This window comes from Streptomyces sp. NPDC060035, assembly GCF_042736635.1.
In the GTDB taxonomy this organism is placed as follows: domain Bacteria; phylum Actinomycetota; class Actinomycetes; order Streptomycetales; family Streptomycetaceae; genus Streptomyces.
Genome location: NZ_JBHWVO010000015.1, coordinates 172,276 through 195,302 on the forward strand (window position 1 = coordinate 172,276; position 23,027 = coordinate 195,302).

17 protein-coding genes are annotated in these 23,027 nt (G+C 69.3%); 12 read left to right on the forward strand and 5 right to left on the reverse strand.

The genetic code is table 11. The features are described from left to right. Complete coding sequence (locus tag ACFWBQ_RS23810) at nt 1-975, reverse strand: lysylphosphatidylglycerol synthase domain-containing protein (protein ID WP_385492507.1); 975 nt, start codon at nt 973-975, stop codon at nt 1-3. Nucleotides 976-1,737: 762 nt separating this feature from the next. Between ACFWBQ_RS23810 and ACFWBQ_RS23815 the strand changes: the two genes are divergently transcribed. From ACFWBQ_RS23815 to ACFWBQ_RS23835, 5 genes are read left to right on the forward strand one after another with little or no spacing between them, the layout of a single operon-like run. Next, on the forward strand, nt 1,738-3,111 hold the full coding sequence (locus tag ACFWBQ_RS23815) for an MATE family efflux transporter (RefSeq protein ID WP_385492510.1): 1,374 nt from the start codon (nt 1,738-1,740) through the stop codon (nt 3,109-3,111). Between the two features lie 52 nt (nt 3,112-3,163). Then, nucleotides 3,164-4,309, forward strand: coding sequence for a glycosyltransferase family 2 protein (locus ACFWBQ_RS23820; RefSeq protein ID WP_385492513.1), 1,146 nt, complete (start codon nt 3,164-3,166; stop codon nt 4,307-4,309). Between the two features lie 5 nt (nt 4,310-4,314). Next, a complete protein-coding gene (locus ACFWBQ_RS23825) occupies nt 4,315-5,679 on the forward strand; it encodes a DegT/DnrJ/EryC1/StrS family aminotransferase (RefSeq protein ID WP_385492516.1) in 1,365 nt (454 codons plus the stop codon). Next, nucleotides 5,663-6,508 (forward strand): HAD-IIB family hydrolase, encoded by an 846-nt coding sequence (locus ACFWBQ_RS23830; RefSeq protein ID WP_385492518.1) that lies wholly within the window; start codon nt 5,663-5,665, stop codon nt 6,506-6,508. The genes ACFWBQ_RS23825 and ACFWBQ_RS23830 overlap by 17 nt, the downstream gene beginning before the upstream one ends. A 38-nt stretch (nt 6,509-6,546) precedes the next feature. Beyond that, nucleotides 6,547-7,578, forward strand: coding sequence for a Gfo/Idh/MocA family protein (locus ACFWBQ_RS23835; protein WP_385492521.1), 1,032 nt, complete (start codon nt 6,547-6,549; stop codon nt 7,576-7,578). 146 nt (nt 7,579-7,724) lie between these two features. Here ACFWBQ_RS23835 and ACFWBQ_RS23840 read toward each other — a convergent pair whose 3' ends face one another. After that, nucleotides 7,725-7,922 (reverse strand): hypothetical protein, encoded by a 198-nt coding sequence (locus ACFWBQ_RS23840; RefSeq protein ID WP_385492523.1) that lies wholly within the window; start codon nt 7,920-7,922, stop codon nt 7,725-7,727. A gap of 279 nt (nt 7,923-8,201) precedes the next feature. Here ACFWBQ_RS23840 and ACFWBQ_RS23845 point away from each other — a divergent pair, with 279 nt between their 5' ends. Beyond that, nucleotides 8,202-10,394, forward strand: coding sequence for an RICIN domain-containing protein (locus ACFWBQ_RS23845; RefSeq protein WP_385492526.1), 2,193 nt, complete (start codon nt 8,202-8,204; stop codon nt 10,392-10,394). Nucleotides 10,395-10,406: 12 nt separating this feature from the next. Here ACFWBQ_RS23845 and ACFWBQ_RS23850 read toward each other — a convergent pair whose 3' ends face one another. Then, nucleotides 10,407-11,168 carry a hypothetical protein gene (locus tag ACFWBQ_RS23850; protein WP_385492529.1) on the reverse strand — a complete coding sequence of 254 codons (762 nt, stop codon included), beginning with the start codon at nt 11,166-11,168 and terminating at the stop codon, nt 10,407-10,409. A gap of 187 nt (nt 11,169-11,355) precedes the next feature. Here ACFWBQ_RS23850 and ACFWBQ_RS23855 point away from each other — a divergent pair, with 187 nt between their 5' ends. Together ACFWBQ_RS23855 and ACFWBQ_RS23860 are read left to right on the forward strand one after the other, a co-directional pair. Then, entirely contained in the window at nt 11,356-11,712 is a 357-nt protein-coding gene (locus ACFWBQ_RS23855; RefSeq protein ID WP_385492531.1) for a hypothetical protein, read from the forward strand. Between the two features lie 162 nt (nt 11,713-11,874). Next, entirely contained in the window at nt 11,875-13,362 is a 1,488-nt protein-coding gene (locus ACFWBQ_RS23860) for an amidase (RefSeq protein ID WP_385492534.1), read from the forward strand. 126 nt (nt 13,363-13,488) lie between these two features. On the opposite strand, the gene ACFWBQ_RS23865 is transcribed toward ACFWBQ_RS23860, so the two are convergent. After that, the gene (locus ACFWBQ_RS23865) at nt 13,489-14,469 is read right to left on the reverse strand and encodes a carboxymuconolactone decarboxylase family protein (protein ID WP_385492536.1); all 981 of its coding nucleotides are present in this window, start codon (nt 14,467-14,469) and stop codon (nt 13,489-13,491) included. A gap of 168 nt (nt 14,470-14,637) precedes the next feature. On the opposite strand from ACFWBQ_RS23865, the gene ACFWBQ_RS23870 reads away from it, so the two are divergent. From ACFWBQ_RS23870 to ACFWBQ_RS23880, 3 genes are all read left to right on the forward strand, one after another. Then, nucleotides 14,638-15,777 carry a sensor histidine kinase gene (locus ACFWBQ_RS23870; RefSeq protein WP_385492538.1) on the forward strand — a complete coding sequence of 380 codons (1,140 nt, stop codon included), beginning with the start codon at nt 14,638-14,640 and terminating at the stop codon, nt 15,775-15,777. After that, complete coding sequence (locus ACFWBQ_RS23875) at nt 15,774-16,478, forward strand: response regulator (RefSeq protein WP_385492541.1); 705 nt, start codon at nt 15,774-15,776, stop codon at nt 16,476-16,478. The genes ACFWBQ_RS23870 and ACFWBQ_RS23875 overlap by 4 nt, the downstream gene beginning before the upstream one ends. Before the next feature lie 101 nt (nt 16,479-16,579). Next, the gene (locus tag ACFWBQ_RS23880) at nt 16,580-18,799 is read left to right on the forward strand and encodes an NADP-dependent isocitrate dehydrogenase (RefSeq protein WP_385492544.1); all 2,220 of its coding nucleotides are present in this window, start codon (nt 16,580-16,582) and stop codon (nt 18,797-18,799) included. A 94-nt stretch (nt 18,800-18,893) separates the two neighbouring features. Here ACFWBQ_RS23880 and ACFWBQ_RS23885 read toward each other — a convergent pair whose 3' ends face one another. Continuing rightward, nucleotides 18,894-19,958: a biotin/lipoate A/B protein ligase family protein gene (locus tag ACFWBQ_RS23885; protein WP_385492546.1), complete on the reverse strand. Its 1,065-nt coding sequence runs from the start codon at nt 19,956-19,958 to the stop codon at nt 18,894-18,896. A 694-nt stretch (nt 19,959-20,652) separates the two neighbouring features. Here ACFWBQ_RS23885 and ACFWBQ_RS23890 point away from each other — a divergent pair. After that, on the forward strand, nt 20,653-22,224 hold the full coding sequence (locus tag ACFWBQ_RS23890) for a polysaccharide lyase family 1 protein (protein WP_385492549.1): 1,572 nt from the start codon (nt 20,653-20,655) through the stop codon (nt 22,222-22,224). Nucleotides 22,225-23,027 lie beyond the last annotated feature (803 nt).

The window sequence follows — 23,027 nt, forward strand, 5'->3', positions numbered from 1 at the left end:
CTAGCTGTCCGGAGCTTGGCCGAATCTTGTCCCCACCTTCGCGCCGCCTGAACGGATGTGCCGAGCCGGGGAGCCCGCTCGCCGCCGAAGTACCTCAGTCACCGCCAACCCCACACCGCCCGTGATGAGTTCGCTCACGGCCACCACCAGTCGACTCATGACCGCCACCACACCCGCCGCCGGCAGCGGAAGGACCGTGCCGAGTGCGCTCAGTAGGATCACCTCGCGCACGCCCAGCCCATCGGGTGTGAAAACCGCGAAGACACCGGCGGCCGCACCGAGAGCGAACGCGCCGACGCACAGTGGCAACGAACGGGCCGGTGGGGCACCCAGCGCAATCGCCAGGCACCACAGCTGAACTCCGCCGAACAGCCACGAAAGCATCTGGATCATCACGTTGCGGCGAATGACCCGTCCCGGCAACGTAATCGCAGGCGGCGGGCGCCGGCGCAGCCGCGCCACCACGGTGGCGGCGTCGTTGACGAGCCGAGGTCGTAACAGGAGTACCGCCAGAGGCACGGCCGACGCAGCCGCCAGCCAGCCCCCCGATCCGCCGAGCACCTGGGGCCCTGCCACCAGCCCGGCCGAGGCCGCGGTCAGGAGCCCGATCACCAGCGTCAGCAGCCACGCTGTGGCTGTCCGGGCAGCCGGTATCCCCATCGCCCGGCCCATCTTCACGCTCAGCACGAACCCGAAGACCTTGCCGGGCACGTACTTGGCGAACTGACCGACGAAGAAGATCCGGGCCGCACCCACCGCTGTGAGCCCACTGCCCTCGGTCGGAGGCGCGATATCTGCGTTGGCGGCCGACAGCATCAACCACCAGGCAAGCAAGGCCGCCAGCACCGCGACAGCGTTTGCGAGCATCGCCAGCCCGACCAGAATCGCAAAGGATCCCGGTGGCCGACTGCGCATCTCCGTGGCCAGGACGGACCAGTCCTGACCACGTACGAACAGCACCACCGCTACTGCCATACCCGCGAGTAGGACGGGCGTGAACGCCCGCTGGAGGAGTCTGGCCGGACGGGAGCTGCGAACCTGGTGATCCTGGGTGTCCGCCACGTCTCACCGACCCGCATAGTTCGGCTTGATCATGGAACTGACCGTAACGGAGCGGTTCTTGGCAAGTCCTTGGCCCGTCGTACTTCGCGGGTGAAGGTGAGGTTCGAGGTGAGTGGCTCGACGCACGAAGCACTACGGGCAGCACCAGCTGGACGCGAAGCAGCCGCCTCGGCGGGCGATCGCGGTCGGCCGCGAGGTGGTACGTGGTCCGCGTACGAGGACGGCCGCGGCCCGCGGGCTGCCGGCCGCGACGGACCACCACGGCGTAGTCCTGGCCCGCACCGCCGCTGGAAGGAGGTCGCCGCAGCGGCATGATCGGAACGACAGCTGACGTGCAAGTTCGGCCACGCCTGTACCAACGGTGCGCGTCACCTTCCGTCACCAACGCCCCGGCGTGTCCGCCTCCGTCGGGGCAATGGCGAGGGCAACTCCTGCCGCATCTCACGCTCTGTTGTTGCGCGCTTTCGACGGCGGCCGGACGGTGTGTGCATCCAGTGGCTCAATTCAACCTCCGGATTCGGCCATCTCTTATCCGAGATCGATGTTGCGGTTAGCATCACGCTGCTCGAACGGGGGATCGACAGCTCTTCGATTCCCATGCCCTTGTGCTGTGGCAGCGTTCGATATCACGAACAGGCCACATGGACCGGTAGGTCACAAGGGGAATGGGGGGACATGGTCGCGCCACGAAAGGGCGACATGGGGGTATTTTCCCTCAGTTGGCCGATCTTCCTTCAGCTGACCTGTACGTATTCCATGGGGATCTTCGACGTATGGGCATTGGGCCATATTTCCGACGATGCCGCGGGTGCGGTGGGCTCCGTCAGCACATTGGTGACGTTCGTCCTGATGATGTTCTCCTTCATGGGGCAGGGCGGCAGTCTCGTGTACGCCCGCTCGCTCGGTCAGGGCGGGACCACGAAGGTCCAGGAGTACTACTTCGTCGCCCTGTTGTTGCACATCGTCCTGGGTGTCGTCGCCGGCGTCATGCTCTACGTTTTCGCTGAGGACGCGGCTCGCCTGATGGGGCTGGACGGGCGATTGCTCTCTTTCGGGACGGTCTTCCTGGAAGTCGTCGCCGTGGGGGCCGTTCTGCACTCGGTCATGGCGATGTTCGGCGGGGTGATGGCGGCCAACGGGTTCACGCTCCAGGCCATGTTCGCCACGGCCCTCGCCAATATCGTCAACATCGGGCTGATCTATGTCCTGGTGCTGTCGCACTCCGGGCCGCGCTGGGGCGTTCAGGGCGTCGCGCTCTCCACCGTACTCGCCACCGCGGCCGGCCTGCTCTACAGCGTCCGGCTGGTGTTCTTCCGTATCGGGATCAGATTCCGCCGGCCGGCGAGTACGCGGGATCTGCGCGCCCACTGCGCACTGCTCGCGGCTTTCACGCTGCCCACCATGCTGGAGCCGGCCTTTTGGCAAGCGGCGCAGATCGCCACCACCAGGATCATCGCGGTCGTAGGTACGGACGAACTCGTCGCCCGGACGTACACCCTGAGCATCACCAACATGATCGGGATGTTCTCGTCCGCACTCTCCCAGGGCCTGCAGATCTCCCTCGGGTATCTCGCCGGCTCCGGCGACCTCGAAAAAATCCGACGCCGTGCCCGCGGAGCCCGACTGGCCGGCTCGACGATCGCATTGTTCCTGGCGCTGGTCACGGCGCTCTGCAGCGACTGGATCATGGGTCTGTTCACCAGTGATCCGCAGGTGGTCGACGCCGGGAAGCTGCTGCTGTGGTGCGGTCTGCTCTACCTCCCCGGTTCTGCTCTGATCATGACTACGGCGAGCACTCTGCGTGCCGTCGGCCACGTCACATATCCGGCCGCGGTCGGGATTCTCGTCCTGTGGGGCGTCTTCGTACCCTTGGCCTATCTGCTCTCCCTGCCGCTCGGGCTGGCGATTCTCGGCGTGATGATCGCCATGGCCGTGGACGAGAACCTCCGTGCTCTGCTGCTCAGCGTCCGCTGGCGATATCTCTCCGCGCCGGAGCGGGCCCACCGCCTCGTCAAACAGCCGGAAAAGGTCCCTGTGTCCGAGTTCTGATGCGGCGTCATGTCGCGAACAAGGCTGACCGTCAAATCCTCGGGAGCTCATCGTGAAAGCAAGCCTGGTCGTTCCGACCTACAATTCCAGGGAACTCCTCGCCCCCTGTCTGATTTCGCTCAACCACCAGCGCCTCGACCCGTCCGACGAATTCGAGGTGGTGCTGGTCGACGATGGATCCACCGACGGCACAGGGGACATGGTGAACGCCCTCCCCCTCAAATATCCGGTGCGCCGTCTTTATCTTCCGCGCACCGAGGAATCCTGCCGTTCGGCGGCCCGGAACGCCGGAATCCAGGCGGCGGAAGGCGAACTGATCGTCTTCGCGGACGGCGACCAGATCATCGACCCACTCTTCCTGCGGGAGCACATCCGGTGTCACCGTGACCGGCCCGGGATCGTAGCCATCGGGTTCCGCGACTACCTTGCCCCCGGCCCGGTGGACCTGGAGCGGCTGCAGTCCTCCCTCGACCCGGGGTCCTTCCCCGAGTCCGCCGCGCCGGACGAACGGGCGGAGGTCACCGACCTGCTCTCGGAGAACCTCGGCAATCTGGCGACCTGCTGGCACTTCCTCTACGGCTGCAACGCCTCGGTACGCAAGGAAGACCTGCTGGCCGTCGGGGCGTTCGACGTGGACATCAGAAAATGGAGCTTCGAGGATGTCGAGCTGGGCTACCGCCTTCACCAGCGCGGCCTGGCCTTTGTCCACACTCCGTTCGCCCGCGTCCACCACCAGCACCATGCGGAGTCCCAGCGCGAGCGCCACGACGACTGGCGGGAGAACTTCGCCCACTTCACGGCGAAGCACCCGGAGCTCGAGGTGCGGCTCCAGTGGATCCTCGATGCCTACTTCGACCCTGCGCGCCGTGACGGCCCCAGCTGGTTCGAGGCCTATCTCCGCCTCGAGTTCGCCTGCCGCGCACTGGCCGGTCGGCTTCCCCTCGGGGAGCCGTACGAGGTGCTGGTGGTCAACGGCGTCGAACTGCCCGGAGCCGAGCGGCGGATCGCCGAGGCCGGTGCGGCGGCCAACCTGATCGTCGTCGACCTGACCGACGACAGGGATCTGCCGATCACCGTGCAGACTCTGCGCACCGGACGGGAACTGCTGTACTTCAAGCAGCCGGACGCACCCGTACTGGAGCGGGCGGCGAAGACCTTCGGGTGCCCCGCGCTCGCCCACGTTGCGGCAGAGGTGTGACCACCATGACGGGTCGCCCCCCGAGCCTCGCGGCACAGACGTTCACCGGAGACAGTCAAAGCATCCACCGGCTGGTGCTGGACGTGCGGCGCGGCGAGATCCCGGCCTACGCCTCGACCCCGGCCGTCGCCCACCGCACGCTGGCCGGACTGCTCGATGCACGGAGCCCGCGCCTGCTTCCGTCCACGACGGACTCCGTCTTCGCCCGGGAACCACTTCCGACCGGCCGGCGCCGGCCAACGGTGCCGTTCCTTCCCAGAACACGTCTGCTGTCGCCGGAGGAGCAACGGATCGCCGTTGAGTGCTTCGCCCGGGCGGTGGCGGCGGGTGAGCTGACGAGCGGGCCCGCCGTGGCCCAGTTCGAGCAGGCCCTCGCCGAGTTTCTCGGGCTGCCCCACGCTGTCGCCACGAGCAGCGGCACGGATGCCCTGATCATCGCTCTGCGCGGGGTCGGAGTGGGTCCGGACGACGAGGTGATCATGCCTGCCAACAGTTTCGCGGCAACCGAGAACGCCGTGTTCGCGTGCGGAGCCGTCCCCGTCCTCGTCGACGTGGACCCCGAACGCCACACCCTGGATCCCACGCTGGTCGAGGCCGCCATCACCCCCAGGACCCGGGCGGTCCTGCCCGTCCATCTGTACGGCCGGCTCGCCGATGCCGCCGGTGTGCACCGGGTCGCCCGGGAACACGGGCTGCGTGTGGTGGAGGACGCCTGCCAGGCGATCGGGGTCGCAGGCGTCGGCCGGTACGCGGACGCGACCGTCCTGAGCTTCAACCCGTACAAGAACTTCGGACTGACCGGGAAGGCAGGCGCCGTCCTCACCGGTGACAGCGAACTCCACGCACGCATGGAGAGACTCGCCTACCACGGCTTCGCCCCGGGAGAGAAGAACGTCAAGTCCGATGTCTGGGGCTTCAACGCGAAGATCGACAACTCGACGGCCACCGTGGCGACGGGACTGCTGCCGGGACTCACGTTGAACAACTACCGCCGGGCCTTCCTGGCCCACCGCTACATCGACGCGCTGGCGGACCTCGGAACGGCCGGACAGCTGGTCCTGCCCGCCTTCACCGAGGATCACGCCTGGCATCTCTTCCCGGTGCGGGCGGCGGCGGGAGAGGCTGCCCGGGACGCGCTCCGCGCCCGACTGCAGGCGGACGGGGTCGAGACGGACATCTACTACCCCGTGCTCACCCACCACCAACCGACTCCGCTGCGCGAGAAGCTCTTCGCGGGCGTGTCCCTGCCCCGCACCGAGAGGCTGAACGCGACCGTGTTCCACCTTCCGCTGCACAACGGACTGTCCGTCACCGAGCAGGACAGAGTGATCGAGGCACTGCATGCGGCTGTCCATGCCACCGCGCACTGAGGCTGCCGTCCTTCCGTCGCCCCGTCCGGTGCGGGCCGTAGCCTTCTCCGACTTCGACGAGACCTATCTGGCGCACTCCCCGACCGAGCACGAGAGGCTCTGCCGGGAGGCTCTGGAGGACTACCTCGTGGAGGCGGGCGAACGGCACGGGCTGCTGTTCGGCTGGGTGACGGGCAGTTCACTGACGTCCGTACTGGACAAGGCCCGCGCGCACGGGCTGCGTACGCTGCCGCACTTCGTCGCCTGCTCGCTCGGTACCGAGCTGCTGCTGTCCGACGCGGGAGAGCTCCACCCGGACCCCGGCTGGCTGCGGCTGCTGCCGGACACCGAGAGCCTCGGACACAGCGCCAGGACCGTGGTACGGGAACTGTCGGACGCCGGGGTGGACCTGGAACCGCAGCCCGGCCGTGCCCCGGACAGTCTGGTGAAGAGTTACTACTACCGCTCTCGTGACCCCGTGACCGATGCACGGAACCTGGCCGCCGTCAGGGAGGCGGCCGCGCGCGGTGCACTGGGGGTCAGCGTGAGCCGCTGCAATCCCTCGGCCGGGGACCCGGCGGACAGCTACGACGTCGATCTCCTTCCGCGCACCTGCGGAAAGGGACAGGTCGTCCGGTACGTCTGCCGGAAGTACGGCATCGACCCGGCGGACTCGTTCGCCTTCGGCGACAGCGGCAACGATCTGGAGATGCTGGCTGCCGTGGGACACGGAGTCCTGGTCGGGAACTGTACGGAGGAGGCCCGCAGCCGCCATCCACGCGTGTCCGATCGGTGCTATTCGGACGCCGTCCTCACCACGCTGCGCACCGGGCTGCGAGCCGGACGGTGACAACAACTGCCACAGCGATCACAGGAGGACTTTTACCGATGCGGGTGGGAATCATCGGTGCCGGGGGCATCGGCCGGACGCACGCACAGGCGGTACTGGTCGGCGAGGGCACCACGCTGGCCGGTTTGTACGATGTGGACAGTTCCAGGGCCGCCTCCGTCGCCGACAACCTGGGCGTACCCGCCTTCGCCCTGCTGGACGAGTTCTACGACGCGGTCGACGCGGTCGTCGTCGCCTCCCCCAACCGCACGCACGCCTCCTACGCCTGCGAAGCGATCGACCGAGGGCGGCACGTGCTGTGCGAGAAGCCGATGGCCGTCTCCGCCGAGGAGACCGCGGCCATGCGGGACCGTGCGGCAGGCGCACCCGTGGTCTGCTGCGTGGGCTTCAACTATCGCTGTCTCGGGGTGGTGCAGGAGATCCGCCGACAGCTCGACGACGGTGTACTGGGCCGTGTGCTCCACGTCGACCTCGCCTTCAGGCGCGGCAGCGCTCTGACCCGCAAGACCTTCACCTGGCGGGACAACGCCGGGGAACGGTTCACCAGCGGCGCGCTGGGTGACCTGGGCGTGCACCTCATCGACCTGCTGCACCACCTTTTCGACGGTCAGGTCGACACCGGCGATTGCCAGGTCGGGCTCCGGACCAAGGTGGCTGCGAAGGAGGGGCGCCGGGTGCACGTGGACGACCACGCCTTCGTGAGCGGTCGGCTGACGAGCGGCCCGCACTTCACGCTGACCGCGTCCAAGTCGTCCACGCCCGAGGACGTCGGCTTCCGTGTCTCCGTCACCGGCAGCCACGGCGAACTCCTCCACCACTCGCAGGACGGCCCCGTCCTGCACGTACGCACCGGTGTCGAGTGGGAGACCGTGAAGGTCCTCGACACCCTGGGCCTTGAGGACCCGCCCGGCGAGATCCCCGGCTGGGCCGACTCGTTCGTGGCCCAGCTCCACAACTGGACCGCAGCCGTTGCCGGTGCCGGACGTCTCGGGACCCTGCCGGGCTTCGACGACGGGCACCGGGCCCAGCAGGTCCTGGACGAACTGCTGCGCAAGGGAGCAGCCAGGTGACGGGCAGGGTGGCGGTGCCTCACCTGATGGCGGCAGGCCGCTGAGGCGTTCGATGTTCGCGACGGGGGACGTGAGCATGTGGTGCAGGTGACCGTTCGGCCGTTCTCGGCAGCGGCACGGCCCTCATTGGCGCAGGGCGGCCGCCGTCACCCTGGCGACGGAGGGGCCGCGGCGATGGCCGTGCCCAGGACGATGCCGGCCACCGCCACCGGCAGGCCTTCCCGGCGCAGCATGTCCGTCACCTGCTCGGTACGGTGGCCGGCATTCCGATCGCCGACCACTGGATCATCCGCCGCACCGTCCTGGACCTGCCGAAGGACTGAGCAGCGGTCTGCGGTGACCACCTCTCCTGGTCGCTGCAGACCGCGAGTGCGCGCCGGCTGAGCCGGGCCCATCTTCGTCAGTGTGGTGACCGTTCCACCATGTGATTTAAGAAGTGAACGAAGCGCAATGTCAAGACCCTGGTCTGGACCAGTAACGAACCGCCAGGTGAGAGGAGTTGGAGCCGCTTCTGGCATCGAACGGCTCGAATTCACCTTTCGTACGCGCCCTCTTGACGCTTCCGGGGAACGGGCCTAACTTCACGGCCTAAAGTAAGCCCCCCCGCAGCGCAGGAGACACATATGAGAACTCGGCCCAGACCTCGCGCCACCCCACTGCTGGCCCTCGGCGGCCTCCTCGCCACGCTGGTCACCGCCGCTGTCTCGGCCCCCGCCGCCCAGGCGGCCGCCCTGCCCGACGGATGGGTCACGGTCACCGCGAAGCACAGCGGGAAGTGCGCGGACGCCGCCGCGGCGAGCACCGCCGACGGCACCGCGGTGCAGCAGTATGCCTGCAACGCCAGCAATGCCCAGCAGTGGCAGTTCCAGGCGACGAGCGACGGCTACGTCCGGGTGAACAACCGCAACGACGCGTCCAAGAGCTGGGACGTCACCGATGTGTCCACGGCGGACGCGGCACCATTGCAGCTGTGGTCGTACTCCGGTGGCGCCAACCAGCAGTGGCTGCCCGTCGAGGAAGCGGGCGGAACCTACCATTTCGTGAACCGCAACAGCGGCAAGTGCCTCGATGTCCCCTCGGCCTCGACCGCCGACAACACCCGGCTGCAGCAGTACACCTGCAACGGTTCGGCCGCCCAGTCCTTCGGCGTCGACTCCGCCGACATCCCGCCGCCCGCCGGAACCCCCGATCTCGGCCCGAACGTCACGGTCTTCGATCCGTCGATGACCAAGTCGGCCGTCCAGAGCAAGCTCAACCAGGTCTTCAGCCAGCAGGAGGAGAACCAGTTCGGCCCGCAGCGCCAGGCCCTGCTGTTCAAGCCGGGCAGCTACGACGTGGACGCCAACGTGGGCTTCTACACGCAGGTCGCGGGCCTGGGCCTGTCACCCGACGACGTCACGATCAATGGCGCGGTGCACGCCGAGGCCGACTGGTTCCAGGGCAACGCCACCCAGAACTTCTGGCGGTCCGCCGAGAACCTCTCCGTCAACCCGACCGGCGGCACCGACCGCTGGGCCGTCTCGCAGGCCGCCCCGTACCGCCGTATGCACGTGCGCGGCAACCTGCAGCTCGACGACGGCGGCTGGTCCAGCGGCGGCTTCATGGCCGACTCCAAGATCGACGGCCAGGTGCGCTCGGGCTCCCAGCAGCAGTGGCTCTCGCGCAACAGCCAGTGGGGAAGCTGGACCGGATCCAACTGGAACATGGTCTTCGTCGGCGACGTCAACGCCCCGGCAAACACCTTCCCCAACCCGCCGTACACCACGGTCGCGCAGAGTCCGGTGACCCGTGAGAAGCCCTTCCTGTACGTGGACGGGGCCGGCGCCTACAAGGTGTTCGTGCCCGCGCTGCGCACCAACACCCAGGGCACGACCTGGGCATCGGGCACCCCCGCCGGGCAGTCGCTCCCGCTGGAGCAGTTCTTCGTGGTCAAGCCCGGCGCCACCGCCACAGCCATCAACGCCGCACTCGCGGCAGGCAAGGACCTGCTGTTCACCCCGGGTGTCTACCATCTCAACCAGACGCTCAACGTGAACCGCGCGAACACCGTCGTACTCGGACTCGGCCTCGCCACCGTCATCCCCGACAACGGCGTCACCGCGATGAACGTCGCCGATGTCGACGGCGTCAAGATCGCCGGTCTGCTGATCGACGCGGGAACCACCAACTCCCAGACCCTGATGCAGGTCGGTCAGCCCGGCGTCACCGCCCGGCACACCGCCAACCCCATCTCGCTGCACGACGTCTTCTTCCGTATCGGCGGCGCGGGTGTCGGCAAGGCGACCCAGAGCCTCGTCGTCAACAGCTCGGACGTCATCGGCGACCACATGTGGCTGTGGCGGGGCGACCACGGCAGCGGCATCGGCTGGAACAGCAACACCGCCGACACCGGACTCGTCGTCAACGGCACCGGCGTCACGATGTACGGCCTGTTCGTCGAGCACTACCAGAAGCACCAGGTCATCTGGAACGGCAACGGCGGGCGCACCTACTTCTTCCAGAACGAGATGCCGTACGACCCGCCCAACCAGGCCGCCTGGATGAACGGTTCCACCCGGGGATACGACGCCTACAAGGTGTCGCCGTCCGTCACGACACACGAAGCCTGGGGGCTGGGGAGCTACTGCTACTTCAACGTGAACCCCTCGGTGGTGGCCGAACGGGCCTTCGAGGCGCCGAACACCGCGGGCGTCCGCTTCCACAACATGGTGACGGTCTCTCTCGGCGGCACGGGGACCATCAGCCACGTCATCAACACCACGGGAGGACCGTCCAACTCCGGGAGCAACGTGGCCAACCTGGTCGCCTACCCGTAGGAACGGAGCCCCTCAGACGGGCGCGGGCGTCCGGCCCAGCAGGGCGCTGACGTCCACCGTCTCGTCCGCGGGCGGGGTGGCCGTGGGCACCGGCTTGTCGAAGCCGGAGAAGTCCACGGCCGCATCCGCGCCCCTGCCCTGCACGGTGATCCGCACCGGGTAGGGCTTGCCCTCGGTGGCCACGTACCACGTCAGTTCCTGGCCGTTCCCGGTCCTCGTGACGGGGACTGCCCGTACCCCGTCGACCGTCGTCCCGGTGCCCTTGGTGAGCGTTCCCCCCGCCGCGTCGGCGTTGTCGGAGAGCAGCTTTCGGAACGTGCCGAGGTCGCACACCTCCACCACGGTGCGCAGCCTCGAGTCCGAGGCCTCGCCCTTCATGTACCGCCCGGCCAGGATGGCTTCGAAGGTCGTGCCGACGACCCGGACCTGGTTCTTCCAGAAGTCCGAATCCGGCTTCAGCCAGACCACGTCGCCCCGCTTGATGATCTCGACCTTGCCCTCGTCGTTGCCGAGGCCGATACCGCCCGCGCAGTTTCCGTCCCGGTCCAGCGTGAGGTCGACCGTCATGGGGGAATGTCCCTCGCCCCGATCGCCCTCCGAGCGTATGTGCAGGGACTCGGTGTCGAGCAGTGCGTCACGGGAGCGGTCGGCGATCTCCTGGGCGGGGAGCGACTCGATGTCGTCATCCGCGCCGGCCACCGTGCCACTCGTCACGGTGAGTACGACCGCCGCCGCGCAGGCGGCCGCACGGGCGGCGATGCGCTGTCCGGTCACGGCGCCTCCTCGGAAACAGCCTTGGCCACGGCTTCTTTCGAGCATGCGTTCCCCCGCTGCGAGCGTACGCCCGGGGCCTTTCGCTCGCGCGGCGGGCAGAGTGTACGGAGTGTGAGGTTCGGCGCTGTTTTCGGTTACGGAACGTGGGGGAGGGCTGCCGTGAAGAGCAAGGAATCAAAGGGGAGACATGAAGAAGCAGTCCAAGGGGAACGCCGTCCGCACCCTCCTGCGCGGTGCAGCCGTTGCGGGGCTGACCGTCGCGCTGGCCGCGCCGGTGACCTCGGCGGTCGCCGTCGCGCCGGCCGCGGCGCCGCCCGGTCTGTCCTGCGACACCGGGAAGCATGCCATCGACGACTACACGGGGTACGCGCTCTGCCGGAACAACGGATCGGCACCGCAGACCTTCTGGGTCCATCTGGTCTGCGGCTGGTCCCCGGATGTGGACGGTGAGCATGTCACGCTGAATCCGGGTCAGTCCGGACAGTCGACCGCCCACTGCGCCGGTCTCGGTACGGGGATCGGCGAGATCCATGTGAGGCCGTAGGCCTACGCGCCGCTGCGCCGCAGAAGCGCGGCGCAGACAACCCTTGCGGCAGCATGCTTGAGCGGACCGCACCGCCTCGTTACTCTCCAGTAGGACCGCTCGGGCGGCCCCGGGGCGGACCTGGGAGACCGGTGCTCCGGCGGAAGCGAGGAGGCGGCAGCGATGTCCTCAGCAGACCCCACGGAGCGGACCGGACCGAGCAGGCCGGACGAGCCGACCGGACTCGTCGGCAGCGCACAGGAACTGGCCGACGGCCTGACGACCTCGCAGGAGCAGGTCGCCGCCGCGCTGGCGCGCATCGAGGCAAGCCGCGACACCCTCAACGCCTTCCGCCATCTGCGGACCGAAGCCGCACTCACCGAGGCCGCCGAAGCCGACCGGCGGCTCGCCGCGGGGGAGCGGCTGCCACTGCTCGGGGTACCGGTCGCGGTCAAGGACGACACCGATGTCGCCGGTATGCCCACCTACTTCGGCTGCGCCGGCACCCGGCCGGCCGTCACCGCCGACAGCGAGGCGGTACGCAGGCTGCGTGCAGCCGGAGCCGTCATCGTCGGCAAGACCAATTCCTGCGAGCTGGGCCAGTGGGCCTTCACCGAGGGACCCGCCTTCGGCGCCACCCGCAACCCGTGGAACACCGCCCACACGCCCGGTGGTTCGTCCGGCGGCTCCGCGGCAGCAGTCGCCGCAGGTCTCGTCCCGGCGGCACTCGGCTCGGACGGCGCCGGGTCCATCCGCATCCCCGCCGCATGGACCCATCTCGTCGGCATCAAGCCGCAGCGTGGCCGTATCTCCGTCCACCCCAACAGTGACGCCTTCCAGGGCCTCACCGTCAACGGCCCTCTCGCCCGCACGGTCGCCGACGCGGCCCTGCTCCTGGACGCCGCGGCGGGACCCCACCCCGGCGACCCGCACCGTCCGCCCACCGTCAACGCGTCCGCCGCAGCCCGCCGCGACCCCGGCAGGCTGCGGATCGGCCTCGCCCTGCAGCCCCCGCTCACCCTTACCCGGAACGGCCCCCACCCCGAGGTGGCGCGCGCCGTCACCGCACTCGCCGAAGCCCTCGCCCGTCTCGGCCACCACGTCGAGGAGGCCCGACCCCGCTACGGACTGATCGGCCTCTCCTTCGTCCCCCGCGCCACCGCCGGCATCGCCGAACTCGCCGCGCTGCACCCCGACCCCGCGCTCCTGGACCCGCGCACCCGCAGCGCCCTGCGCACCGGAACCCGCCTCGGCGGCCGGGTGGTCCGGGCGGCACGGGCCCGCGAAGTACGCCAGCACCGCAGGCTCGGCGCCTTCTTCGAGACGGCGGGGTCCGGCCGCGGATACGACGTGCTGCTCACCCCGACCACCGCCGCCCCGCCACCCAGGGTCGGCGCCTTCGACGACCTCAGCGCCTGGCGCACCGACCTCGCGATGACCGCGGCGTGCCCGTACGCCTGGCCCTGGAACGTCCTCGGCTGGCCCGGCATCAACGTCCCGGCGGGCTTCACCCGCGACGGCCTGCCCCTCGGCGCCCAACTGCTCGGCCCCTCCCGCAGCGAGGAACGCCTCATCTCGCTCGCCGCCCAGCTGGAGTCCGATCAGCGCTGGTACGAGCACCGGCCGCCCGCCACCGGGACGTCACCGCTCACCACGGCCGACGGGCGCTGACCACCCACACCCCCGCCCGCAGCAGCACACCCGTCCGGAGTCCCGGACGGCAGCAGGGCCTCCGTCATCGCGGCCCGGGTCGCGGCGGGGACCACGTTCCCCGGGGCACGCGAGACGAAGAAATACTCATGCGCGCTCCCCGGCAGCCGTCCGCAGGTTGGCCTCGACGCGCTCGACGGCACAGATCGCGCCGAAGGCGACCAGGTGGACCAGACAGTGATCGGTGAAGGGCGGCACACGCCAGGCCGCCACGTCCTCGTCGGTGATCCGGTACGGGGCCCGCGCCGCGAGCAGGGCGAGCCGGGCGCCGGGCCGCTCCGCCCGGTCGGGCAGCGCGGCGGTCAGTGGCAGGGGCGTGATCCCGTCCCAGCCGGCCACCGCCTCCCGTACGAACGCGGCGTCCTCATCGCTCAGCAGGCCCGCACCCAGCTGCGCGGCGGTGCGCAGCGCACCGTACGCCGTGCCCACCGGGGTGTCCGCGGCCCACCGCGGCGGCGCGCCGGCCGTTTCGAGCAGCGCGAGGCTGTCACCCGGCCGCAGCTCGCGGCGTACGGTGCGGGCCAGCGAGCGGCCTGCCGTGCTCCGCACCAGTCGGTACTTCTCGGCGCCACCCGGCAGCATCACCTCGGACAGCAGCGAGGACACGACGCGGTTGATGAAGTGGAAGGCGAGCGCCGTCCCCACGTACTCGGGTGCCTCCCGTTCCGGGAACGGCTGCGGTGTACTCATGTCCTTGCCCCAGGCGAGCAGTTGGCGGTGGTCCGGCTCCTTCGGCTCGCCACCCCGCAGGATCGTCTCGGCCAGCCGGTGATCACCGGTGGCATGCAGCAGCACGGTGTGCGCGTGCACACAGAACGGGCAGCGGTTGGCGAGCGAGACCCCGGCCGCCACCACCTCCTTCCCGGTACGTGACGCGTGCCCGGCCAGCAGGGACTCCCGCATCAGGGCCCAGGTGGCGGTGAGCAGCGGAGGTGAGACGGACAGCACGACAAAGGTCGTGGCGTCCTTGATGCCGAATTCGGCGGCGAGTTGGGCGTAGACGTCGGCCACCACCCCGGTGGCCGACTTAGGAGGTTCGGGCGAGGTGTATCGGAAGGGTCCGGTCATGGCGACGATGCTCGCCCCTGCCACCCGCTGCGGTCGTCGTACTGCGGAAGGCAGTCAGGGCTGCGCCGGCCCGACGGGTGCGGGACCGCACTACTTCCCCGGGAGTAGCCGGGACCCCGTCCGCGGGGACGACGCGCCCGCAGCCGTACGGGAGTTAGGGTGCGGCTCATGCAGGGTGACATCGACCGGCGGGCGCTCCTGCTGGACACGGCAGGCGCCGCGGTGGTCGGCGCGGCCGTGATCGCGGCAGCTTGTGCGGCGTCCTCGCCGGACGCCCTCGACCTGCTGCTCGTCGCGGCCGGCTCCCTGGCCCTCGCCGCACACCGCCAGGCGCCCCGCACGGTGCTCGCCGTGACCACCCTGAGCATGTTCGCCTACGTCGTCCACGCTCACCCGGGAAGCTGGGTGGCGCTGCCCGTCGTGGTCGCGGTCCACGCCGCGGCGCGCAGCGGACACCGGCCACAGGCGATCGCGGCCGGGGCCCTGTTCCTCCCCGGCTACATGGTGGTGCTGCTCATCGCCGTACCGGGAGTCCAGGACACCGTCGAGCGGACGCTGCTCCTGCTCGGCTGGTTCCTCTGCGCCGGGGTCACCGGCCTCATCGACAAGAACTGGCAGGCCTACCTGCGCCAGACCGAACAGCGAGCGCTCGACGCCGAACGGACGCGCGAGGAGACCGCGTTGCGCCGGGCCGGTGAGGAACGACTGCGCATTGCCCGGGAGTTGCACGACTCGCTGACCCATTCCATCTCGATCGTCAAACTCCAGGCGGGCGTCGCCGTCCATCTCGCCCGCAAACGCGGCACCGAGGTGGAACCCGCGCTGCTCGCCATCCAGGAGGCCGGCGGCGAGGCGATGCGTGAGCTCCGCTCGACGCTGGAGGTGCTGCGCACGGACGTGGCGGATCCCGGCACGGGGCTGGACCGCATCGACGAGCTGGCCGAACGGGCACGGGCCGCGGGCATCGCGCTCGTGGTCACCGTCGACGGCGTCGAACGGCCTCTTCCGGCCGATGTCGACGGGGCGGCGTACCGCATCGTGCAGGAGGCCCTCACCAATGTGGCCCGGCACGCGGACCGCGCCGCGACCACCGTCCGCCTTCTCTATACGGACTCCACGCTGGCCCTCTGCGTCGACGACCAGGGGCCGTGTCTGCCCGGCGACCGCATCACCCCGGGCACCGGGCTGACCGGCATGCGGGAGCGCGTCACCGCGCTCGGCGGCACCCTCGAAGCCGCGCCGAGTGCGCACGGAGGTTTCTCGGTACGCGCCGAGCTGCCCCTGGAGACGGGGGAACCCGCAGGATGATCCGCGTACTGATCGTCGACGACCAGGCCCTCATGCGTGCGGGATTCCGGGCCCTGCTGGAGGCCGAGGAGGGAATCGAGGTCGTCGGGGAGGCCGCCGACGGGCGCCGGGGCGTGGAGCTGGTCCGCCGGTACACCCCGGATGTGGCGCTCATCGACGTACAGATGCCCGTGATGACCGGCATCGAGGCGACCCGCGAGATCGCTGCCGACCCGCGCCTGGCCGACGTGCACGTCGTCATCCTGACCAACTACGGTCTCGACGAGTACGTCTTCGACGCACTGCGCGCCGGGGCCGCCGGATTCCTGCTCAAGGACACCGAACCGGCCGAGCTCCTGCGGGCCATCGAGGTCGCGGCCCGCGGCGACGCTCTGCTGTCGCCCGTCATCACCCGCCGGCTCATCGGCGCGTTCGTCTCCCGGCCCCCCGACCGGGCGACCGCACCGGGCCTGGAGATCCTCACCCGCCGCGAGCGCGAGGTCACCGCTCTTGCCGCCCGAGGACTGACCAACGAGGAGATCGCCGCCCATATGGTGATCAGCCCGTTCACGGCCAAGACCCACATCAGCCGCGCCATGATCAAACTGGGCGCCCGCGACCGGGCACAGCTGGTGGTCTTCGCGTACGAGTCGGGGCTGGTCGAGGCACGCAGGCCGCCGGGGCCGCAGGGGGCCGCGCCGTCCGGGGGCGGACGCGACTGACCGGTTCCGGCCGAAAACGGGGGCGGGCCCCTGTGGAGAGGGGGGCGGGCACGAGATATCTTGATGTCAAGCAATGTTGCAGACGTGGAGCGGAGCACCCGGTGACTGACTCGACCATCATCTATACGCACACCGACGAGGCCCCTGCCCTGGCGACCTACTCGTTCCTGCCCGTCGTCGAGGCCTACGCCTCGACCGCAGGGGTCACGGTGGAGAGCCGCGACATCTCCCTGGCGGGCCGGATCATCGCCAGCTTCCCGGAGCACCTCGAGGCCGGTCAGCGTATCGATGACGCACTCGCCGAGCTCGGCGAGCTGGCCAAGGCTCCCGGCGCCAACATCATCAAGCTGCCGAACGTCTCGGCGTCGATTCCGCAGCTCAAGGCCGCGGTCGCCGAGCTGCAGGCGCAGGGCTACGGCCTGCCGGACTACCCGGACGACCCCAAGAGCGATGAGGACAAGGACGTCCGCGCGCGCTACGACAAGATCAAGGGCAGCGCGGTCAACCCCGTCCTGCGCGAGGGCAACTCCGACCGCCGTGCACCCGCCTCGGTCAAGAACTACGCCAAGACGCACCCGCACCGCATGGGTGCCTGGTCGGCCGACTCCAGGACGAACGTCGCCACGATGGGCGTCGACGACTTCCGGTCCACCGAGAAGTCCGCCGTCATCACCGAGCCCGGCACCCTGCGCATCGAGCTCGTCGGCGACGACGGCACCACCACCGTGCTGCGCGAGTCCGTACCCGTCCTGGCGGGCGAGGTCGTCGACGCCGCCGTGATGCGGGTGGCCGCGCTGCGCGAGTTCTTCACCGCGCAGATCGCCCGGGCCAAGGCCGAGGGCGTGCTGTTCTCCGTGCACCTCAAGGCCACGATGATGAAGGTCTCCGACCCGATCATCTTCGGCCACGTGGTCCGCGCGTTCTTCCCGAAGACGTTCGCCGCGTACGGTCAGGCGCTCGCCGCGGCCGGCCTGACCCCGAACGACGGGCTCGGCGGCATCCTCAAGGGACTTGAGGCGCTGCCCGAAGGTGCGAAGATCAAGGCGTCCTTCGAGGCCGAGATCGCTGAGGGCCCCGAGCTGGCGATGGTCGACTCCGACAAGGGCATCACCAACCTGCACGTCCCCAGCGACGTCATCGTCGACGCCTCCATGCCGGCCATGATCCGCACCTCCGGCCACATGTGGGGCCCGGACGGCCAGGAGGCCGACACCATCGCCGTCCTGCCGGACAGCAGCTACGCGGGCGTCTACCAGGTCGTCATCGACGACTGCCGTGCGAACGGCGCCTTCGACCCGTCCACGATGGGTTCGGTGCCCAACGTCGGCCTCATGGCGCAGAAGGCCGAGGAGTACGGCAGCCACGACAAGACCTTCGAGATCCCCGCCACGGGCACCGTGCGGGTCCTCGACGCCGCGGGCAACGCCGTGCTGGAGCAGGCCGTGGGCGCCGGTGACATCTTCCGGATGTGCCAGACCAAGGACCTGCCGATCCAGGACTGGGTCAAGCTCGCCGTCACCCGCGCCCGTGCGACCGGCAACCCGGCCGTCTTCTGGCTCGACGAGGACCGCGCGCACGACGCCAAGCTCATCGAGAAGGTCCGCACCTACCTCGCGGACCACGACACCGACGGTCTGCAGATCGAGGTCAAGACGCCCCAGGAGGCCACCGCCTTCTCCCTGGAGCGCATCCGCCGCGGCGAGGACACCATCTCCGTCACCGGCAACGTGCTGCGTGACTACCTGACGGACCTGTTCCCGATCCTCGAGCTGGGCACCAGCGCGAAGATGCTCTCCGTCGTTCCGCTGATGAACGGCGGCGGACTGTTCGAGACGGGCGCCGGCGGCTCCGCGCCGAAGCACGTCCAGCAGCTCGTCAAGGAGAACTACCTGCGCTGGGACAGCCTGGGCGAGTTCCTCGCCCTGGCGGTCAGCTTCGAGCACCTCGCGCAGACCACGGACAACGCGAGCGCCCAGGTCCTCGCCGACACGCTGGACCGTGCGACGGCCACGTTCCTCAACGAGGACAAGTCGCCCAGCCGCAGGCTCGGTGGCATCGACAACCGCGGCAGCCACTTCTACCTGGCTCTCTACTGGGCGCAGGAGCTGGCGCAGCAGACCGCGGACACCAAGCTCGCCGAGGCGTTCTCGGCGCTGGCCAAGACGCTGGCCGAGCAGGAGCAGACGATCGTCGACGAGCTGATCGCGGTACAGGGCTCGCCGGTCGACATCGGCGGCTACTACCAGCCCGACCCGGCGAAGGCCGCGGCCGTCATGCGTCCGTCGGCCACCTTCAACCAGGCCATCGCGACGCTGGGCTGATCCGGCGCCGCGCTCCGGGAAGCCCCCTGGAAGCGCAACCACCGCCCCGGCAGGCACCCGCCTGCCGGGGCGGTACGCGTGGTGGCAGGGAGGCTCAGGGCACCCGGGCCGTCCACGCGGAGGTGCCGAACTTCGTCGCTACGAGTTCCTCCGCCGCGGCGAGCTCCTCGGCGGTCACGGCACCCTGGGTGAGGCCGTGGCGCCTGCGGAAGGAGTCGATCATGTTGTCGATGACGGCCCGGCGCGTGAGGCCCGTCTGCCGGCGGAGTGGGTCCACGCGCTTCTTGGCGCTCCTGGTGCCCTTGTCGGACATCTTCTCCTTGCCGATGCGCAGGACATCGAGCATCTTGTCGGCGTCGATGTCGTAGGACATCGTCACGTGGTGCAGGACGGCACCGGGCCCGCCGTCCGGGCCCACGACGCGCTTCTGGGCCGCCCCGGCGATCTTCCCGACCTCGGTGGCGATGTCGTTGAGCGGCTGGTACCAGGCTTTGATGCCCATGTCGCCGAGGGCCTCCAGGACCCAGTCGTCGAGGTAGGCGTAACTGTCGGCGAAGGAGAGCCCGGAAACGAGGGACTGGGGCACGGCGAGCGAGTACGTGATGGTGCTGCTCGGCTCCGCGAACATCGCCCCGCCCCCGGAGATGCGACGGACGACGGTGACACCGTGGCGCTCTGTGCCGACGGGGTCGACCTCGTTGCGCAGGGACTGGAAGCTGCCGATGATCACGGCGGGGGCGTCCCATTCCCAGACCCGCAGTGTGGGCGGCCGCCGGCCTGCGGCGACCTCGGCGGTGATGACCTCGTCCAGTGCCATGTGGAGTGCGGGGGACTGCGGAGCCTCGTGGATGAGCTGCCAGTCGTAGTCGCTCCACTCGGTGGCGTGGGCGAGGGCCCGGCGTACGGCGACGGCAACGCCCTCGGTGGTGAGCCCGAGCATCACGGTCGACTCGGGGAGGGCCGCATCGATGAGGGCGGCGAGGCCGGCTGTGTCGGTGCCGGCCGGCGCACCCTCCAGTGCGGCGTCGATGACGAGGATCGCCTCGTCCGGTTCGAGGAAGAAGTCCCCGGCCACCCGCACGTTCCGTAGCGCACCGCCCGCCACGTCCAGGTCGACGACCACGAGCTTGCCGCCGGGGATCTTGTATTCACCGTGCACAGCCGTGCCTCCGCATCCGCGCGATCCTCTCTGTACGAATCGGCTCCGATCACCCAGAACTCTGCCGTCGTACGGTTTAATCCGCACATGTCGGAGTGCGGATGTGGTTTCCCCCCGACAGGTACGCCAACCAGCTCGACAGCGGCGAAAGTGCCCGGCATCGGGGATCGGTCCGGGAAAGCCAATTTGTTCATGTTCTCGAACATCGCCCGCAACCGTGAACAACCCGGGCGGGCTCGCTCGCGGCGATCGGTCCATCCGATGTGCGCGAACCGGGAAGATCTGCGGCTGGAGTGCCGGGCGGCAGGAACAGCTCTTCCGGTGGGGCGGCCGGGTCGATCCGTGCTGCCGCCCGAGGTGCGACAGCGCATATTCCGTATGTGACAAGAACCTTGTCAGTCCGTCAGGAGCGGCTCTATCCTCGCGGACAGAAAGCGCTTTCCCCGTTCGGGGGTCTCGTTCCGGTTGATGCGGCTGTCATGGCATCGACCGCGATTTCCGCATGGGCTGACACACCGTCCCGTGCGGGGCTTCACAGGTTGTCGACCCGCTACGGAACGAAGGGTGGAAGGCACCCGCAACAGGACCGACGAGGGCCTGCCCAGCGGCAGGCCGGCGGTCTCGACGGTTCATGGACACGAACACCGTACGCAGCACCAACACCCAGAGTTCGAAGACGAATCGGGAGATGGACATGAGACGACCAGTCGCACTGCGACTCTATGCGGCGCTCGCCACGACGGCCCTGGCGGCCGCGACCGGCGTGGTTGTGTCGATGCCCTCGGCATCGGCGGCAGTGACCGGTAGTGCCACCGGCTACGCGACCCAGAACGGTGGGACCACCGGCGGTGCGGGCGGGCAGACCGTGCGTGCCACCACGGGAACCGCGATCCATGAGGCCCTGTGCGGCCGGGCCAGCGTCAGCACCCCGATCACCATCGAGGTCGAGGGCACCATCAACCACGCCAACACCGCCAAGGTGTCGGGCGACAGCTGCAACACTGCCGCGGGCGTGATCGAGCTCAAGCAGATCAGCAACGTCACGATCGTCGGTGTCGGCAGCGGAGCCGTCTTCGATCAACTGGGCATCCACATCCGGGAGTCCAGCAACATCATCATCCAGAACGTGACCGTCAAGAACGTCAAGAAGTCGGGCTCACCCACGTCCAACGGTGGTGACGCCATCGGCATGGAGAGCGACGTCCGCAACGTCTGGGTCGACCACACCACCCTCGAGGCGTCGGGCGGGGAGTCGGAGGGGTTCGACGGCCTCTTCGACATGAAGGACAACACCCAGTACGTGACGCTGTCCTACAGCACCCTGCGCAACTCCGGCCGCGGTGGCCTCATCGGGTCGAGTGAGACCGAGCTCTCGAACGGTTTTGTCACCTACCACCACAACCTGTACGAGAACATCGACTCCCGCGCACCCCTGCTGCGTGGCGGCATAGCCCACATCTACAACAACTACTACGTGAAGCTCAACGAGTCCGGGATCAACTCCCGGGCCGGGGCCCGCGCCAAGGTGGACAACAACTACTTCAAGGACTCCAAGGACGTCCTGGGCACCTTCTACACCGACGCGGCCGGTTTCTGGCAGGTCGCCGGCAACATCTTCGACAACGTGACCTGGTCCAGCCCCGGTACGGACACCAACCCCGCCGGGCCCGACGTGAAGTCCACCACCACGGTCAGCATCCCCTACTCCTTCAGCCTCGACGCGGCCAACTGCGTGCCGGACATCGTGGGCCAGACGGCAGGGGCCAACAAGGGCCTGAAGGTGTCGAACGGAAGCTGCACGCCGACGAACCCGTCGCCGAACCCGACCACCCCCACGCCCGACCCGACGACCCCGACGCCGGACCCCACCACCCCGACGCCGGACCCGACCCAGCCCAGCGGGACCAACCTCAGCCTCGGCGCCGGCGCCGACGGCTCCAGCAAGGCCAGCGGGACGAGCTTCGGAAACGTGCGTGACGGCAACCTGAGCACCTTCTGGTCGCCGGCCGGCTCCACCGGTTCCATCTCGATCAAGTGGGGTTCCGCCACCGCCGTGGCCGGCATCAACATCCGGGAGGCAGCAGGCTCCGCGGGCAGCATCGGATCCTGGAGGGTCCTCAACGGTGACACCGGTGCCGTCCTGACGTCCGGCAGCGGTGCGGGCGCCATCACGGTCCCCCGCACCTCGCTGAGCAAGATCACCTTTGAGATCACCAGCTCGACCGGAACGCCGAAGGTCGCCGAGTTCGAGACCTACGCCGGCTAGCGGCACGGTCCCGCAACCCGGGACCGGCATCATCTGAACGCGCCGGGTCGGAAGCAACGCACGCGGCAACGACACCGCCACCTGCTGCTGATCACTCGGAACGGGGGCCGTCCGCCGCGACGGCCCCCGACTTCGTACGGGCAGGGGTGGGGTGGGGGGGCCTGGGCTGACCTGGGCGTTCCGGCTCCGAACCCCTGGGCGGCGTGATGTCGACACCCTCGCACGTGGAATGGGTGGCTGCTTCGCAGCCCACCGCAGAGGTGGCTTGACCCACGGGCTCGTACCCGGGAGATCGCTCGACCTCCTTTCCTCGGTGAGCGGTTCGAAGGGGCAGGCCGATGCCTGGCGGTGGTTTGGCCTCCCTTGCGGACCTGGCCTGCCCGTTCTGCGGTACTGATGGACGGCAGTGGTGCGGCCCGCGGTGACACAGGAGCTGCCCCACGGCCACCTCGACGCCCTGGGCACGGTGTTCGGCCGTCCCGCGTGAGGTGGCCGTACCGTTCAGCGTGAGGTGGCCGTACCGTTCCGCCGCACCTTGATCGAGCGGCGTCGAGTCGCCCGGACTTCGGGAAGCGGGATGCCGCCGGCCAGGGGGACGGCGGACCGTTCAAAGACTGTCCGCACCTTCTTGTGGTCGCAGGGAGCGGGGCCCGGTGCGTGCAGATCGCAAGGCGGCCGGAAGTGCGGGTTTGGGCCCGGACACGACATTCCGGCCGCGGCCCGGGGGGGGGGCCCCGCCGGGGGCAAAATTGGCGGGGGGGGGGGCGGCGGTGGAGAACATGTGGGGGGGGCCGGGGCCAAAA

What these genes read in the sequence shown, in the direction of transcription:
- ACFWBQ_RS23830 (WP_385492518.1), top strand. Translation starts at nt 5,663, where the DNA reads ATGCCACCGCGCACTGAGGCTGCCGTCCTTCCGTCGCCCCGTCCGGTG.
- ACFWBQ_RS23835 (WP_385492521.1), top strand. Translation starts at nt 6,547, where the DNA reads ATGCGGGTGGGAATCATCGGTGCCGGGGGCATCGGCCGGACGCACGCA.
- ACFWBQ_RS23860 (WP_385492534.1), top strand. Translation starts at nt 11,875, where the DNA reads ATGTCCTCAGCAGACCCCACGGAGCGGACCGGACCGAGCAGGCCGGAC.
- ACFWBQ_RS23890 (WP_385492549.1), top strand. Translation starts at nt 20,653, where the DNA reads ATGAGACGACCAGTCGCACTGCGACTCTATGCGGCGCTCGCCACGACG.
- ACFWBQ_RS23875 (WP_385492541.1), top strand. Translation starts at nt 15,774, where the DNA reads ATGATCCGCGTACTGATCGTCGACGACCAGGCCCTCATGCGTGCGGGA.
- ACFWBQ_RS23810 (WP_385492507.1), bottom strand. Translation starts at nt 975, where the DNA reads ATGGCAGTAGCGGTGGTGCTGTTCGTACGTGGTCAGGACTGGTCCGTC.
- ACFWBQ_RS23845 (WP_385492526.1), top strand. Translation starts at nt 8,202, where the DNA reads ATGAGAACTCGGCCCAGACCTCGCGCCACCCCACTGCTGGCCCTCGGC.
- ACFWBQ_RS23825 (WP_385492516.1), top strand. Translation starts at nt 4,315, where the DNA reads ATGACGGGTCGCCCCCCGAGCCTCGCGGCACAGACGTTCACCGGAGAC.
- ACFWBQ_RS23815 (WP_385492510.1), top strand. Translation starts at nt 1,738, where the DNA reads ATGGTCGCGCCACGAAAGGGCGACATGGGGGTATTTTCCCTCAGTTGG.
- ACFWBQ_RS23855 (WP_385492531.1), top strand. Translation starts at nt 11,356, where the DNA reads ATGAAGAAGCAGTCCAAGGGGAACGCCGTCCGCACCCTCCTGCGCGGT.
- ACFWBQ_RS23870 (WP_385492538.1), top strand. Translation starts at nt 14,638, where the DNA reads ATGCAGGGTGACATCGACCGGCGGGCGCTCCTGCTGGACACGGCAGGC.
- ACFWBQ_RS23865 (WP_385492536.1), bottom strand. Translation starts at nt 14,469, where the DNA reads ATGACCGGACCCTTCCGATACACCTCGCCCGAACCTCCTAAGTCGGCC.